Here is a 15,307-nt window from a genome sequence, read left to right on the forward strand (position 1 = left end):
GGCAGAAACCGCCATAAAAAAAAGAGCATGCTTTGCTTGCTACACAAGCGTTGCACGCTCTCTGGACCTGGGGAAAATCCGGACTGGACAGATGTTTTTTTACAACATGTTCTGCAGGAATGCCTGGGTCCGCGTGTGCTGCGGCGCCGCAAAGAATGCTTCCGCAGGGCCTTGCTCGACGATCTCCCCCTTGTCCATGAAGATCACGCGATTGGCCACTTCACGGGCAAAGCCCATCTCGTGGGTCACGACCAGCATGGTCATGTGCTCCTGCGCCAGCTCGCGCATGGTGCGCAGCACCTCGCCGGTCAGCTCGGGGTCCAGCGCGGAGGTGGGCTCGTCGAACAGCAGGATGTCGGGCTCCATGGCCAGGGCCCGGGCAATGGCCACGCGCTGCTTTTGCCCGCCCGACAGACGGTTGGGATAGGCATCGCGCTTTTCCAGCAGGCCCACCTTGTGCAGCAGCGCCTCGGCCTTGGGCACGATCTGCTCGCGCCTGAGGCCCTTGACGATGATGGGCGCCTCGATGACGTTCTCCAGCACCGTGAGGTGCGGGAACAGGTTGAAGGACTGGAACACCATGCCCATCTTGCGGCCGATCTGGCGGATCTGCGCCTCGGGCACGTAGTGGGCACGGCCGTCCGCGCCGCTGTCCACCAGCACTTCGCCTTCAACGGCGACACGGCCGCTGTCAATGGTTTCCAGGTGGTTGAGGCAGCGCAAAAAGGTGCTCTTGCCCGATCCCGAGGGACCGATGATGGCCACCACCTCGCCACGCGCCAGCTCCAGCGAAACGCCGCGCAGCACCGGCACGCCGCCAAAGCCCTTGCAGATGTTCTGCGCCGAGATCATGGTCTCGGGCGCGTTATCACGCGTCGTATTTGGCATGGCGTTTTTCTAGGTATTGGAAGATCCAGGTCAACACGAGAGTCATGACCAGATAGAAGCCTGCGGCCACCACGAAGGGCGTGATGGTGAAATCGCGCTGCACGATGCCGCGCGCCGCGCGCAGCAGATCGTTCAGGGCCAGCACGTAGATCAGCGAGGTGTCCTTGACCAGGGTGATGGTCTCGTTGCTCACAGGCGGGATGATGCGCGCCCACATCTGCGGCAGGATGATGCGGCGCATGGTCTGGCCGTAGCTCATGCCCAGCACCTTGGCGCCCTCGTACTGGCCGCGGTCCACGGACTGGATGCCCGCGCGGAAGATTTCGGCGAAGTAGGCGGCGTAGTTCAGCGCGAAGGCGACGACGGCGGCCGGGAAATCGGGCAGGCGCACGCCGATCACGGGCACGAAGGGCAGCGCGAAGTAGATGAACAGCATCTGCAGCATCAGCGGCGTGCCGCGCATCAGCCAGATGTAGCCGCCGACCAGCCGGCTCAGGGCGGGAAAGCGGGAGATGCGCATCAGCGCCAGCGACAGTCCCAGGGGAATGGACAGCGCCAGGGTGATGACGAAGAGCTTGAGGGTGACCAGGGCGCCGGCGGACAGCGGCCCCATGAGCGAGATTACATATTCCATCGAATGGCCTCAGTGCGGTGCGCGGCCCCGCCGGCATCGGCAGGATCCGGGCAGCCACGGGCGCGTGCGTCCCAGAACGCAAAAGACCGGCAATGCCAGGCTGGCCTTGCCGGTCGCATGGTGTGCCGGATTTACTTGATGATGTCCTTGCCGAACCACTTGGAGGCGATTTCGGCGGCCTTGCCGTCCTTCTTCATCTCGGCCAGCGCGGCTTCGAGCTTGCCCAGAACTTCGGTGTCCTCCTTGCGCAGGCCCACGCCGTAGTCCTCGGTGCCGAAGTTGTCCTCGAGCACCAGGTACTCGCCAGCCTTCTTGGCCACGTGGAAGCGCCCCACGACCTCGTCGACCACGACGGCGTCCAGGCGGCCGGCCGACAGGTCCATCAGCGCGGTGATGTTGTCGCCGAAGGTCTTCAGGTCCTTGAAGCTGGCGGCCACGGCGGCGTCCTTCTTGATGGCGTCCACGGCCGAGCTGCCATCCTGCGCACCCACGACCTTGCCGGCCAGGCCGGCCTTGTCCTTGATGTCGGAGTCGGCGCGCACGATGATGATCTGGTGGTTCTCCATGTAGGGCGCGGTGAAGGCGATGTTCTTCTTGCGCTCTTCGGTGATGGTCAGGCCGTTCCACAGCGCGTCGACGCGCTTGCCGACCAGCTCGGCCTCCTTGGCGCTCCAGTCGATGGGCTTGAAGTCCACCTCCACGTTCATGCGCTTGGCGGCTTCGCGCGCCATGTCGATGTCGAAGCCGACGATCTCGTTCTTGTCGTCACGAAAGCCCATGGGCGGGAAGTTGTCGTCCAGGCCGATCACCAACTTGGTCATGGCTGCCGGCACGGGGGCGGCAACCGGCGCGGCGGCGGTCGATGCGGACTCGTTCTTGCCGCAGGCTGCCAGCAGTGCAGACAGGGCCACCATGGCCAAGAGGGTGCGTTTTTTCATGGCTTAAAGCTTTGGAGTGGAAAAAGCGAAAGGCGGCGGCCGCTGCACGCAAGGTGCGCAATCGTTGTAATGAATGGTTCCTTGGCGGAACCTTTGTCTCGGTTGGGTGCCGGCGCCGAATCCCGTATTGTCGCGCAGACCGGCGCCCCCCGCCAACACGCTGGATCAAGACCGTGCAAATCGGCAAAGGGCGAGAGATGCCTGCCGGTCACTGCAGCATGAAGGTCTTGTACTCGAGCCGGTTGAGTTCGCGCGAGAGCATGAACAGGCCCACGCACAGCGTCACCAGCATGGCCAGGCAAAAGCCATAGCCATAGAACGCGGCGCCCAGCGCCAGCGAAATGCCCGTGAAGGCGATGTTCAGCACCACCAGCAGCAGGCACAGCATGAAGACGATGCGCCGCTCGTCCAGATAGAAGAACACGTTGAGCACGGCCATCACGCCCACCTGCAGCCCGGCGCCGACCACCTGCACATGCAGCAGCGGCAGGTACAGCTGGGAGATGCCCAGCAACTGCAGGATGGCCGGTCCGGCCACCAGGGTGACGAGGACGGCCAGCGTCTGCACCTTGGCGATCTCGCCCAGGCCCGCCTGGATGGCGTAGACCATTTCGTTGCGCATGGACTCGATGTACTCGAGCGATCCGCCGCCGCGCACTGCATCGAAGAACTTGTCGTAGTACTCGACGAAGTCGGTCTCGATGCGCACCAGAAAGACCGCCATGCCCGGGATGATGGACAGGTAGGACAGGAACACCGGCAGGTCGTAGATCAGCGAGGCCCTGAGCCCGCCGATGATCTGCTGCGAGGTCGGCGGGTAGTACCAGAACATGAACTTGTCGATCCAGATGCCCAGGTTGTAGAGCACGCCGATGGCGATCAGCGCCGGAAAGATCAGCGAGCGCTGCGTGAAGTCGAAGGCGATCCAGCGCTTTTGCAGCGGAAAGCTGCGCAGCACGATCAGCCACATGCCGGCCAGCAGCAGCACGTGGCCGATCACGAAGCTGGCCAGCAGCCCTTCCAGCCCCCAGTACCGCAGCGGCAGCGCCAGCAGCACGATGAGCAGGTAGGTGGCGCCGAACAGCCCGGCAATGGCCCGGTAGTGCTTGAGGCCCGACAGCAGCACGGTCATGACCCAGACCACGCACATCAGCGTGAAGCCCGCCAGCATCAGCACGCGGTACAGCAGGCCCTGGCCCGGCAGCACCACGAACAGCGCCAGCGTGCCCAGCGCGCTGGCCGTGGCCACCACGACCAGCAGCAGGCCATGCAGGTTGGGCAGGATGCTCTCGTCCTTCTTGAGGAACAGCTGGTCCGAGACAAAGCGCGTGAATGCCAGCTGCGCCGCCCCGGTCAGGATCAGGCTGCTGGCCACCAGGTAGGTGACCGAGGTCTGGAACTGCGTGACCAGCAGCGGCGGCGCCACTACGCTGACGCTGAACACCCCCACCAGCAGGATGCCGATGATGGAGAACACCCACGGCCCCGAGCCGATGACGCCTGCATAGGCGTAGGCCTGGAGCACGCTGGTCAGCGTGTTCTTGCGCAGCAGGTGGCGCAGTTCGAATCCAATGCCGGCCATCAGTGTTTTTCCTCGGACTGTTGCAGCGCCCTGTCATAGACCTGCCTGTAGCGCTCGAACAGCAGCCGGTCGGAGTAGTAGCGCTCCACGCGCGCAATCCCGGCCGCGCTGGCGGCCTGCCATTGCCCGGGCGATGCCAGCAGCTCCAGGCAGGCATCGGCCAGTGCCTCGGGGTTGGCAATGCCGACCACGCGCCCGCACGAGCCCAGGGCCTGGTCCTCGGGCCCCAGCCCGTCGATGAGCTGGCGGCACGAGCCCACGTCGGTGCTGACCACGGGCACGCCGGCGGCCTGTGCTTCGAGAATCACCAGGGGCAGCGCCTCGCTGATGGACGACAGCACGACCACGCCCACCTTGGGCAGCAACTCCTCCACCTTCTGCATGCCCAGAAAGCGGACGTTGGCCTGCAGGCCCAGGCTGTCCACGAGGTTCTGGCATTCATCGGCATAGGCCGGGTCTTCGGCCGTGGGGCCGGCCACCCAGGCCTGGGCCTGGGGCATCCGGTTGACCACGCGGCGCATGGCGCGGATGAAGGTCTTGATGTCCTTGATGGGCACCACGCGGCCGATCAGGCACAGCACGGGCGGCGTCTCGGCCGGCCGCTGGGTGCGCAGCGGCGCAAAGCGCTCTATGCGGATGCCGTTGGGAATGCTGACCGTGCGCTCTGCCGCCGCGCCATCGGCCACCTGGCGCAGGCGGTTGTTCTCGTACAGCGCAATGATGGGGTCGGCCGCGCCATAGCAAAAGCGCCCCATCCAGTCGAAAAACCGTATCCACATCTGCCGGAAGAACGACACCTCCATGGGGTCGCGCTGGAAGATGTTGCGGTTGTCGCGGATCCAGGTGCTCTGCAGCAGGTCGATCTGCCGCTCCTTGGTGTAGATGCCATGCTCGGACAGCACCAGCGGCAGGCCGCGCGAATGGTGCAGCAGCCCCCCCAGAAACCCCGCATAGCCCGTGGAGACCGTATGCAGCACGCGCACCGGGATCAGCCCGTGGGCGATGCGCGCCATCAGCCACAGCGGCTGCAGCATGATGCGCACGGTCCAGAAGAAGTCCACGAACGATGGATCGGTGCAGTGGCGCCGGTAGCTGTCGCGGATCAGGTCCCAGGCGAATTCACTGTGCAGGAAATCCTCCAGCGGCAGGCTGCCGCCGGGCTGCAGTTCCAGCGCAATCGAGCGCATGGCCGCCAGCACCTTGGCCCGGCTTTCGGCACTGCCGTCATGTGCCTCCAGCGCTTGCAGGAACTCCCGGGCCTTGGCCAGGGCTTCGGGATGGCCGCGCGAGGGCGCGGGCTGGATGTTGGAGTGCAGGGCGTCAAAGAGGAAATGCTGCTCGAAGTGCACCACGTTAGGCGGCAGCGCGTAGCGGAAATCGCCATAGTCCTCGCGCCGGCTTCCCAGGAAGACGATGGCGAAGCGGTGCTCGGGATAGGCCTGCAGGATCTGGTTGACCCAGCTGGACACGCCGCCGCTGACATAGGGAAACGTGCCCTCCAGCAGCAGCGCGATGTCCGCACTGGCAGCCGTGGGGAACTGGCTCGCACGGCTCATGAGGCACTCCAGTAGCGGATGCTGGGCTTCAGGCGCGGCAGGGCATGCTCGATGTCCAGCGATCGCATCAGCGCCTGCGCCTTGGCGAACTCGCGCCGCTCGAACAGCAGCTCGGCCTGGTAGGGCACGACGCGCGCGGGCTCCATGCCCAGCGCCAGCGAGCGCTCGTAGCAGGCCAGCGACTCCACCTGCCTGCCCTGCAGATGCAACAGCCGGCCACGGCGCAACAGCAGCAGCGCGTTGTCGGGCCGCTGGGCCAGCACCAGGTCGCAGTAGTGCAGGGATTGCTGGATGGCGTGGTCACGCACATCGCCCTGCGCCACGCCCTGGTAGACCAGCTCCGCATACAGGTCGGTGAGCGCCCGAGCCGCCTGCAGTCCGCGCGGCCCGCAGGGCGCATCGCCCTCGGACTGGCGGGCATGCTCGAACAGCTGAAGCTCCTGGTGGATGGTCTTGCTGATCTCGCGCTCCTTGGCGTCCAGCATGCTGTAGGCCAGCAGGCGCAGGTCCTCGCTGGAATCGCCCAGCGCCGTGCGCAGCATGGGCGAGGCAATGCGCCCCGGCACGCTGCCCAGCGCCACCATGGCCCGCATGCGCGAGGCGACGGGCACATTGGGATTGGCCAGGAAGGACTGCAGGCCCGCCTGGCGGCGGCTGGTGCCGGACTGCTGGTGCGGGTCGAAATCGGGCAGGGGCATCACCGGAAAGCGCTGGCCACCGCGCGGACCGCGCTGCGTGTGCAGCGCAATGGTGGCCACGACGGCGCCCAGGATGCCGGCCACCGGCACGGCATAGGCAAACAGCCCCATCAGCGCCACCAGGGCCAGGCGCTGGCGCACCGACCTGGCCGAGGTGGCCAGGAACGGCGCCAGGCACAGCGCCAGCAGGCCACTGGCCAATCCATGGGCCATGAGATAGCCCAGCAGGGCGGCATCCGACTGGCTGCGCAGCAGCCACAGGCTGCTCCAGGAGGCGATTTCCGCGGCCAGCGCGCCCAGGGCCAGCTTGAGGTTAAGCATGGCCCTGCCCCATCTGGTGCAGCCGCTCCAGCACGCTGATGGCCGAGCAGCGGTCCAGCAAGATGGTGCGCGGGAAGATGCCCGCATCGGCCAGCGAGGCCACGCCGCGCTGGGCCAGCCAGGCCTCGATGCGGTTCAGGTAGCCCTCGGCCGTGGCGTTGGTGCCCAGCGGCATGAAGATGGCCAGCAGCTGCCGGCCATCGCGCTCCTGCAGCCAGGAGCGGTCCAGCATGCGCTCCAGCCGCATGATCTGCTGGGCCATCTGCGCCTGGACGGCCGATGGCGACAGCTCCAGCGCCACCACCACGCTGCTCAGGCGCGCGCTGCGGTTCACATGCTCCATGCGCTGCACCTCGAAGGCGAAGTGCGGCGGGCAGTCGGGATAGGCCTGCAGCAGCGGTGCGGCCAGGCTGTTGGCGGCCACGCTGTCGGTGTAGTAGCCCAGCAGCAGGTTGATGGTCTGCAGCGCTTCTTCCTGCAGTGCGAAGAAAGGCATTTCCTCGACCAGCAGCAGGCCGTAGATCTCGCCTTCCAGGTCCAGCATGGGCGCCACGACGATGTACTGCGTCTGCTGGCCCTCCGCCATGCTTTGCGAGATATGGCACAGCACATGGCTGTCCAGCGCCTGGCGCACCAGCGGGTCATGGACATGGATGGGCCGCTCGCCGCCCAGCTGGGCAATGGGCGTGGGGTCCAGCACATCGTTGCGCACGGGCACCAGGCTGGCCACGCTGATCTGGCTGAAGCGCGCCAGCAGGTTGAGCAGGCTTTGCGCATCGCCCTCGGCGCCGCTGAGGCCGCTGAGCACGTTGATGGCGTCGCGCATGGACACGGGACGGCCTATGAGCTCCTGCTCGAGGCGGTCATGCGACAGGCGCAGCAGGTAATGCTGGCGGATCAGCTGCTCGGTGCGCTGGTCCATGTAGTTCTGCGCCGTGCGCGCACGGCGTATGCGCGCGCGCCACAGGCTGGAGATCTCGCCAACGACCATGACCAGGATCAGGCCGCCCAGGAAATACTGTTCGGGAAACAGCGACAGATCCCGCTGGTTGACGCCCAGCCATGCCAGCAGCAGCACACCGGACGCCGACAGGCCGGCAACGGGCCCGTAGCGCAGCGCCACGACCACGGGCGCCAGCCAGGCCCAGGGAAACTCCGCCTCCACCCACAGGGGGTTGGCGGGGTTGGCCCACATGCCGACCAACAGGGCCAGCAACGGCAAAAGCAGCGTCTCTCCCACCACCACCCAGGGCTTGGCGCTTGTCTGCACAAGCAGGCCCAGGGGCGAACCCCTGAATTCCGCGGCAATGCCGGCTCGGCGCGGTGCATCGGGATGCGGTGCCGCCTTGGGCGTGGTGGCTTGGTCTGGCATGGAAAATCGTTCCTCGATGCGCTTATCGGGCGTTGGCCAGGCCCGTGCCCAGCAGATTGCGGATCAGCTTCTGGCCCACGGCGGCCAGGGCCTCGCGGCTCCAGCCGCTTTGCGCGCCCGCGCCGCTCCACACGGTGGCGCCGGTGCCCACATCCACGATCTCCAGCGTCACGCCCACGGCCGGTTCGCCATCCACTCCGACCTTGTAGCGCCATTCGTCCACCGCGCCCGTCAGCGCATAGCGCACGCCTTCGCCGCGCGCCCAGGCCAGGGCGTCCTCGCGGCGCTTGGCGTCGCGGCCGTCGAACAGCGTCTCCTGCAGCGCATCGCCCGTGTAGCGCTTGACCTGGCCCACGCCGCGCGCATTGATCAGCGCCGTGGCGATGGCGGCGGCGCGGTTGCCGGCCATGGGTGTCTCGGTGTGGTTCTCGAAGGGCAGCACGGCCCAGCTGGCGTTCGTCTCCAGAGCGGGCGCCGTGCCCCGGTCGATGGTCGAGCAGGCAGACAGCAGGCCGACAAGGGCCATACCCGTGAGCACGCGAAGGCGGGAGGCAAAAGAAGTGCGGTGTGTCATGGAAAGGCTCCTTGAAGTCTTCGGATCAGTAGTGGAGGCGGTAGGTGAGCAACAGCTCGCGGGTATTGCCCACGGTGTTGATGCCCGACTTGGACAGGTTCAGGCCCAGCGCGAGGTGGTCCGCGCCGAACAGGCTGGTGGCCAGGCCCATGCCCAGCTCGTAGCCCGCGCCGTTGATGCTGTGGTGCGTCAGGGCCAGGCTGGCATAGGGCCGCAGCGCGCGCGTGTATTGCTGCTCGTAGCCCGTGTTGAACATCATCTGCAGGCCCGAGAAGCGGAAGCTGCGCGGCAACAGATAGTCGATGGTGGGATCGTTGAACGCAGGCAGGTAGCCCAGGATGGCCGCATCCCTGCCCTGCAGCAGCGCCGGGTCGGTGCGGCTGTAGCGGTGCCAGGAGGTGAAGGCGCCGAACTGCAGGGTGGGTGCCTCGCTGCGATAGGTGTGCAGGTATTGCAGCATCGCATGGTTGCCGGAGCCCACGCGGGCGCCGCTTTGCACGCGGTAGCGCTCCGATGCCAGCTCCAGCGTGATCTGGTCCAGGCGCGAGAGCTGGTAGCTGCTGCCCAGCGACACGCGGTCCTTCATGCCGCCCATGCGCATGGCCAGCGTTTCCTGCGTGGCCAGATGTCGGCCCAGCGATGCCTGCAGGCTCCAGCGGCTGTCCACGTTGTAGGTCTGCGTGAACTGCATCGGCGTGTAGCTCTCCAGGCTTTCGCGCCGGCCCAGCATGAACTCGCTGGAGGCCGACTGCGTCTTGCGCGTCAGGCGCAGGCCGATGCCCCGCTCCTGGGAGGGTCCGCGCACCAGGGTGCTTTTGCTGACCGTGCGGCGCACGTCCTCGGCATCCAGGTCCAGCGCCCAGCGGGGGTTGAGACCCACATGCCAGCGCAGCCGCGAGACCTGCTCGTCGATGGCGTCCATGCGGCGATTGCGCAACTGCAGGCCGCCGTAGTCGCTGAAGGCCAGCAACTGCTCAGTCAGCCCCAGGTGCAGGGGATCGTCGTCGGGCTGGTAGGCCATGCTCTCGAAGCCCGCGGTCTGCGCCAGCCGCACATCGCCCACCATGGCCGCCGCGTTGATGCGGTCGTAGCGCGGCAGTGCCTCGTCATGGCGCTGCAGCAGTTGCCCGGCCTGGGCCACATCCTTTTCCGCCAGGGCCACCGTGATCTCGGCCCACAGCGGTGCGCTGGCACTCTTGCTGCGGCTGCGCGCGTACTGCTGCCAAAGGTAGCCGCGCTCGGCCTGGTATTCGCCGCGCTCCTGCAGCCAGGCGATGGCCAGCTCGGCCGCAGCGGCGGAATGCTCGCGGCGCCCGCCTTCCAGGTCCATGCGCAGCAGCTCGCGCATCAGGGCGAATTCGGCATCTCCCTGGGTATGAAAGAGCATGAGCCGGCTGCGTGCCTGGCGCTGGACCTCGTCCAGGCCCTCGGCGGTCAGCCAGCGGCGGGCCGCATCGGCCGAAGGGCCCTGCTGCGCACGCGTGCGCGCCTTCTCGCGCTGCCACAGCTGCTGCCTCAGGTTCCAGGCCTGGTCCGCCTGCTGGTTCTGCTCCAGCGCATCCGCGTACTGCATCATCCACAGGAAGTCGTCGGCATGCTCCGTGCGGTGCGGCTTCAGATACCGCTCCAGCGCAACGGCCGGGCGCGACAGCGTCATGTAGGCCGCCGCCAGGGCGCCGTGCATGTCGGCATCACGTGCCCACACGGGCTCGGCCGCCGCCAGCAGCAGCTTGAGGGCCGCCGCGTTCTGCGTGTCGATCAGCAGCCACATCAGGCCCTGGCGCAGCGGCGTGGAGCCGGGGTCCAGCGCCAGGCCCTTCTCGAAGGCTTCCATGGCCTTTTTCGGCTGCGCAGTGCGCTGGTAGTAGGCGCCCAGGATCTGGAAAAAGGTGGGCTGGCCCATCAGGCGCTTGAGCAAGGCCGGGTCGGCCATGATGCGCTCGACCTGGCGGCCGATCTGCGTCCAGTCCTCCTGGTCCTCCAGCAGGTAGAAGGCCTGTGTCAGATGGCGCACGTCCTGGAACTGCTCCCAGGCATGCAGGGACATCTGGGCCGCCTCGCGCCGGTCGGTGCGCTGCAGCAGGCGGATCACTTCGTCGTAGTCGCTGATGCCGGCGTGCGGCGTCTGCAGCAGGCGGCGGTAGGCCTTGAGCGTCAGCGCCTCCTGGCGCTGGTCCTGGGCCAGGTCGCCCAGCAGGCGCCAGTACTCGCCTTCGTCCTGCATGCCGGCCGGAACGCGCGTCTGTGCGTCTTCCAGCCAGCGCAGGCCCAGCGCCGGCTCGCCCTGCAGCAGCGCGAGCACGGCGGCGGGCATGACATGGGCCGGCGTGCGCTGCTCGGGATCGCTGAGCACGCGCTTCCATGCCTGCAGCGCCAGCGGCGAACGGCCTGCGCGCTCGGCCAGCTGGGCCAGCAGAATCTGCGACTGCGGCGTGCTGCCGTGCTTTTGCAGATAGTCGATGGCCGCGCCCGGCTCGGCCTGGCGCTCATAGGCCTGGACCAGCGCCTGCAGCAGCGCGGCATCCTGGGGACGGCGGCTCAACTGGTGGCGCAGGCCGGCAATCAGGGCGCGGTCGTCGAACAGGCCCGGCGCCAGGCGCATCACCGTCTTCCAGGCATCTTCACGGCCCGTGTTCTGCGCAATGACCAGCCAGTTGTCCAGAGCCTGCTGCTGCTGCCCCATCCATTCGGACACCTGGGCCAGGCGCTCGCGCCAGGCCATGTCCTGCGGCGCCTGGCGCACCGCGGCCGTGGCCACGCGCCAGGCGTCCTCCAGATTGCGGTTCTCGAGGAACACCTCGTAGCCCAGCTGGTAGGTCTTGTCGTCAAAGGGCAGGCCCGGCGGCGGCTTGCGTGCGGGGTCGGCCGTGCGCAGCATGCGCCAGCCCGGGGCGGTCCAGGCCACGGGCTGCAGTGCCCAGGCGCCGTCGTCGGCCACTGCGGACGCTACGGCCGGGCCTGCTCCCGAAGCGCCTGCCACCTGCACCTGCCATTGCTGCAGCAGGGACAGCTGCAGCAGCCGCTTGGCATAGCGCTCGGCCTCGGCCCGGTTGCCGGCCGCACGCGCCAGGCCGATGAGCCTTCGCAGCGTTTCCGGGTCGCTGCCCAACAGTTCTTCCTGCTGGCGCGCCAGCGCCAGCGCTTCGCTGGCACGGTTGCCGGACTGCAGCACCTGCAGGGCCTGCCAGAGATAGGCGCGCGACTGCGGGACGTCCTCGGTCGTGGCGCTGGCCTGGCGCAGCAGCCGCGCCGATTCCTCGTACAGCGACATGCCCAGCGCCTGCCGCGCAGCGGACTCATAGACCTGCGCCTTGCGCGCGGGATCGGCCTGGCGCTCTGCCACGTCGTCGTAGATGCCCAGGGCCAGCGGTGCGTCCTTGAGTACCAGCGCCGAAGAGGCCAGGTACAGCGCCTGCTCCTGGGTCAGACCCGCCAGCGGGACCTCCTTGAGCGCCTGCATCACCTGGAGCGCCAGGGCATCGGCCTGCCCTCCGGCGCGATGGTCCTGCTTTTGCGCCTCCAGATAGTTCTGGTAGGCGGCCTGCCAGCGCTCCCAGGCCTGGACGGCGGCGCTGGGCAGCGCCTGCTTGGCTGCCTCTTCACGCGCCAGCTTGATGGCTTTCAGGCGCTCCTCCTTGGCCTTGAGCAGGGCGCGCAGGTTTTCATTGCCCGGGTCGCTCTTGAGCAGGTTGCTCAGGTAGTTGTAGGACAGCTCGGAATCATCTCCGGTGACGGAGAGCCGGCGCTCCAGATCCTGCTTGGGAAACAGCATCCACAGGGCGCCACCGATCAGTACCGCCAGCAGCACGATCAGCCAGAAGGGAACCGTGACGGGGCGCTCAGAGCCCCCGGCATTGCGCTTGGAGTTCAACACTGTGATGGGTACTTCTGAAGGAACGGAGGTTGGAGCTGCCCGTATCGGCACCCGCCACGGCAATGAGGGGATTGGCGGCGTTCAGGGAACTCAGCGCACAGCCGGACGGCAGGTGCATGCGCAGCTCCAGCGGCACATGGCCCTGCAGGGTCAAGCGCACGCCGCCATCGGCCTGGGGCAGCCATTGCGTGAGCCGGGCATTGGCATCCACCAGATAGGGACGCGCCGCGGAGGCGGCCGCGCCTGCGGCATCCTGCTGCACCAGGTATCCGGCGCCGCCGGCCAGGTGAAGGTAGTTGCCGTCCGTGCCCTTGGCATAGCCGGCGATGCCGCGGCTGGCAGCCATGGACGGCAGGGCCATGCCGGGCGGCATGCGCAGCGTGCGCAACTGGCCCGGGCCCCGCAGGCGCCAGCCCTGCGCGTCGCGGCCGATGGCGAATTCGTAGAAATCCTGCACCTTGCGGATGTACTCGGAGCTGTAGACCGGGTTCAGCCGCTGCGCCAGCGCCCACTGGTAGACCTTGTGCAGGGCCTTGATGCTGGCCTGCTTGCTGGCGGAGTAGGAGTGGTAGTAGATGTCCACGGCCTTCATGCGCCGGGGCGCGTCGGTCATCTCGAAGGTTTCGATGACGCGCTCGAAGCCGTAGAACGGCCCGTGCCAGAGGTTGGTGTAGATGTTCTCGTTGGTGACGGGCGCATAGATCTGCAGATGGCCGCCCTTGCGCAGGCCCCAGCTGCGCACCTCCGTCAGCGAGGGATTGCTGCGCGTGATGGCCGTGTCGCCGCCATTCATGTTGAGCAGTCCCGCCGCGTCGGAGATGGCCAGGGCCTCGGCGCTGGGCGCCGTGTTGCCGGTCCACAGGAACACGTCCACCGGCTTGCCGGGCGGCGCCAGGCGCTTGCGGATGTAGTCGACCGAGCCATTGATCTCCCGGTTCATGTCCATCTGGTAGCCGGGGATGTGGAGGTTGAGGTTCACCTCCTTGCTGTCATCCCCGTCGGGCGCTGCCCCGGGCTCCCAGAAGAAGGGATGGGAATAGGAATGGCTGGCGATCTCGACATGGGGCATGGCGAAGATGCGCTTGGCAATGCCCTCCAGCTGGTCGGCCCACTGCGGATACAGGCCCTGCGGCGAGACTTCGGCCTCGATGACCGAGATGGTGTGCGGAATCCTGTAGCGCTCCAGGATCTCGCGGCGCAGCACCTCGCCCGCGAAGGGCGTGCCCGGCAGCTCGGCCTTGGAAGGAAAGCCGTCCCCGTCCACATGGGCCAGCAGCAGGCGGCGGCCGTTCTCGGTGGTGACGTCGGGCACCGGAAAGTCCTGCAGGCGCAGCGCCTCGCGCAACAGCGCGAAGGGGTCGATCACCCAGCGCGACTGGTCGGTGCCCGGCATGCCCACCACCACATAGGGCATGAGTGCAAAGCCGCCCCAGGGCGTGATGGCGGCCGACACGAAGCGGCGCCCCCGCTTGTCGTCGAAGGACAGCAACTCGCGGCTGCCCCTGGCCATCTGCGGCGTGAACTCCCAGCCTTCGTAATCGTGCGCTGGCTCGGCCGGCTGTATCTCGAAACCCATGACCGGCGCCTTTTCGGCGCGCCGCAGCGGGAACACGGGTGCCGCTTCCGTGCTGCGCGTGCCCAGGGCGGCCGACATGGTGCGGTCCTGGGACAGGCCCAGCGTATTGAGCACCAGCAGCGGCATGCCCTGCTGCACCTGGTTGGCCAGCCACTGCCGCACGCTTTTGGCCCGCATCTCGGGCACCGCGCCGCCGAACCAGCTCACCACGCCGGCATAGCGGTCGCGCGACACGCCTTCGGGCAGGGGCTCGCGCACATCGGCGTAGTCGGCGACGTAGCCCATGTAGTTCAGGGGCATTTCCAGGAAGCGGTGCGCCGATGCGCCGTTGATGGACGGATAGTCGGCACCGTTGTAGAGAATCAACACCCTGCGCGCCACCGCCTCCACCTGGCCTATGCCCAGGGTCTGCAGCCCGGCATCGGAAACCCAGGGGATGATGCCCAGCTGCGCAATGCGGTGGGCGGTCTCACGCGTGGCGTCGCGGTCATGCGGGGCCACGTAGTCGATGGACAGCACCGGCAGGCGGTCGCGCTCGCGGATGGTCTGCAGTTGCTGCAGCAGCCATTCGCGGTCTTTCTCGGGCACGTTCACATAGCGCTTGAGGCTGGCATCCCAGCCCCGCAACAGCGACTCGGCCGCCACCATCTGTACCTTGTCCCTCACGCGCGGCACGATCTCGAAGCCCCGGTTCAGGATCAGGCGGATGCCGGGATAGCGCTGGTGCAGCGTCTCGATGACGCGCACCAGGCCGTCCTGCTGGGCCTTTTCGTCGAAATTCGTGGCCAGGCGGTAGGAGTCCAGCGTGTCCAGGAAGAAGCCGCGAAAGCCCTGCTTCCACAGCGGCGCGATCACCTCGTCGGCAAAGAAGGCGGGCCACTGCGCGGGTGTCTGGTCCAGGACGATGGACTGCCAGGCGCCGTTGCGCGCCATCTTCCAGGCCTCGGGAATCTTGCCGAAGTAGGCGCGCTCGGGCAGCACCTCGGCCACGGAAGCGTAGGCATACAGCTCGCTGCCCGGGGCCTGCTTGCGAAACCGGACCGGGTCATAGCCATGGCCCGGCTCCACGACGGCAATGTCGTAGAGGCTCAATTCACTGAGCGATGCCTTGTTCCCGTAATAGACAGCCACCGCGGGTTCGGCAGCCTGCACCACCCAGCCGCACAGCAACCCCCAGCAGACCAGGCAGCTTCGCAGGAAACCGTTCATGGCCTTCTCCTCAGGGCGTGGTGATGCCCCATCAATTCATAGTTTTTATGCATCAAATTTCTTAACAATTTGATGAAAGCTATCG

Annotated in this window: 10 protein-coding genes; all 10 read right to left on the minus strand. The window is 67.1% G+C overall.

From position 1 onward, the window contains the following. Positions 1-99 precede the first annotated feature (99 nt). The 10 genes from AC5I49_RS15595 to AC5I49_RS15640 all read right to left on the minus strand — a co-directional run bounded on the left by AC5I49_RS15595 (position 100) and on the right by AC5I49_RS15640 (position 15,222). Entirely contained in the window at positions 100-888 is a 789-nt protein-coding gene (locus tag AC5I49_RS15595; RefSeq protein WP_275405950.1) for an amino acid ABC transporter ATP-binding protein, read from the minus strand. Continuing rightward, positions 869-1,522, minus strand: a complete 654-nt coding sequence (locus AC5I49_RS15600; RefSeq protein ID WP_012207336.1) for an amino acid ABC transporter permease — start codon at positions 1,520-1,522, stop codon at positions 869-871. The genes AC5I49_RS15595 and AC5I49_RS15600 overlap by 20 nt, the downstream gene beginning before the upstream one ends. Positions 1,523-1,653: 131 nt before the next feature. Further along, the gene (locus AC5I49_RS15605) at positions 1,654-2,460 is read right to left on the minus strand and encodes an amino acid ABC transporter substrate-binding protein (RefSeq protein ID WP_016445573.1); all 807 of its coding nucleotides are present in this window, start codon (positions 2,458-2,460) and stop codon (positions 1,654-1,656) included. 208 nt (positions 2,461-2,668) lie between these two features. Continuing rightward, the gene (gene pelG / locus AC5I49_RS15610; protein WP_016445572.1) at positions 2,669-4,042 is read right to left on the minus strand and encodes an exopolysaccharide Pel transporter PelG; all 1,374 of its coding nucleotides are present in this window, start codon (positions 4,040-4,042) and stop codon (positions 2,669-2,671) included. Continuing rightward, a complete protein-coding gene (gene pelF / locus AC5I49_RS15615; RefSeq protein WP_034364780.1) occupies positions 4,042-5,598 on the minus strand; it encodes a GT4 family glycosyltransferase PelF in 1,557 nt (518 codons plus the stop codon). Before pelF ends, pelG begins: the two co-directional genes overlap by 1 nt. Further along, positions 5,595-6,617 (minus strand): hypothetical protein, encoded by a 1,023-nt coding sequence (locus AC5I49_RS15620; protein ID WP_016445570.1) that lies wholly within the window; start codon positions 6,615-6,617, stop codon positions 5,595-5,597. The genes pelF and AC5I49_RS15620 overlap by 4 nt, the downstream gene beginning before the upstream one ends. Then, positions 6,610-7,989, minus strand: a complete 1,380-nt coding sequence (locus AC5I49_RS15625) for a PelD GGDEF domain-containing protein (RefSeq protein ID WP_495789588.1) — start codon at positions 7,987-7,989, stop codon at positions 6,610-6,612. Before AC5I49_RS15625 ends, AC5I49_RS15620 begins: the two co-directional genes overlap by 8 nt. 22 nt (positions 7,990-8,011) lie before the next feature. Beyond that, on the minus strand, positions 8,012-8,563 hold the full coding sequence (locus tag AC5I49_RS15630) for a hypothetical protein (protein ID WP_016445568.1): 552 nt from the start codon (positions 8,561-8,563) through the stop codon (positions 8,012-8,014). 25 nt (positions 8,564-8,588) lie between these two features. After that, positions 8,589-12,437: a tetratricopeptide repeat protein gene (locus AC5I49_RS15635; RefSeq protein WP_495789589.1), complete on the minus strand. Its 3,849-nt coding sequence runs from the start codon at positions 12,435-12,437 to the stop codon at positions 8,589-8,591. Beyond that, entirely contained in the window at positions 12,403-15,222 is a 2,820-nt protein-coding gene (locus tag AC5I49_RS15640) for a bifunctional glycoside hydrolase/polysaccharide deacetylase family protein (RefSeq protein ID WP_495789590.1), read from the minus strand. Before AC5I49_RS15640 ends, AC5I49_RS15635 begins: the two co-directional genes overlap by 35 nt. Positions 15,223-15,307 lie beyond the last annotated feature (85 nt).

It is taken from the genome of Delftia sp. (assembly GCF_059499305.1).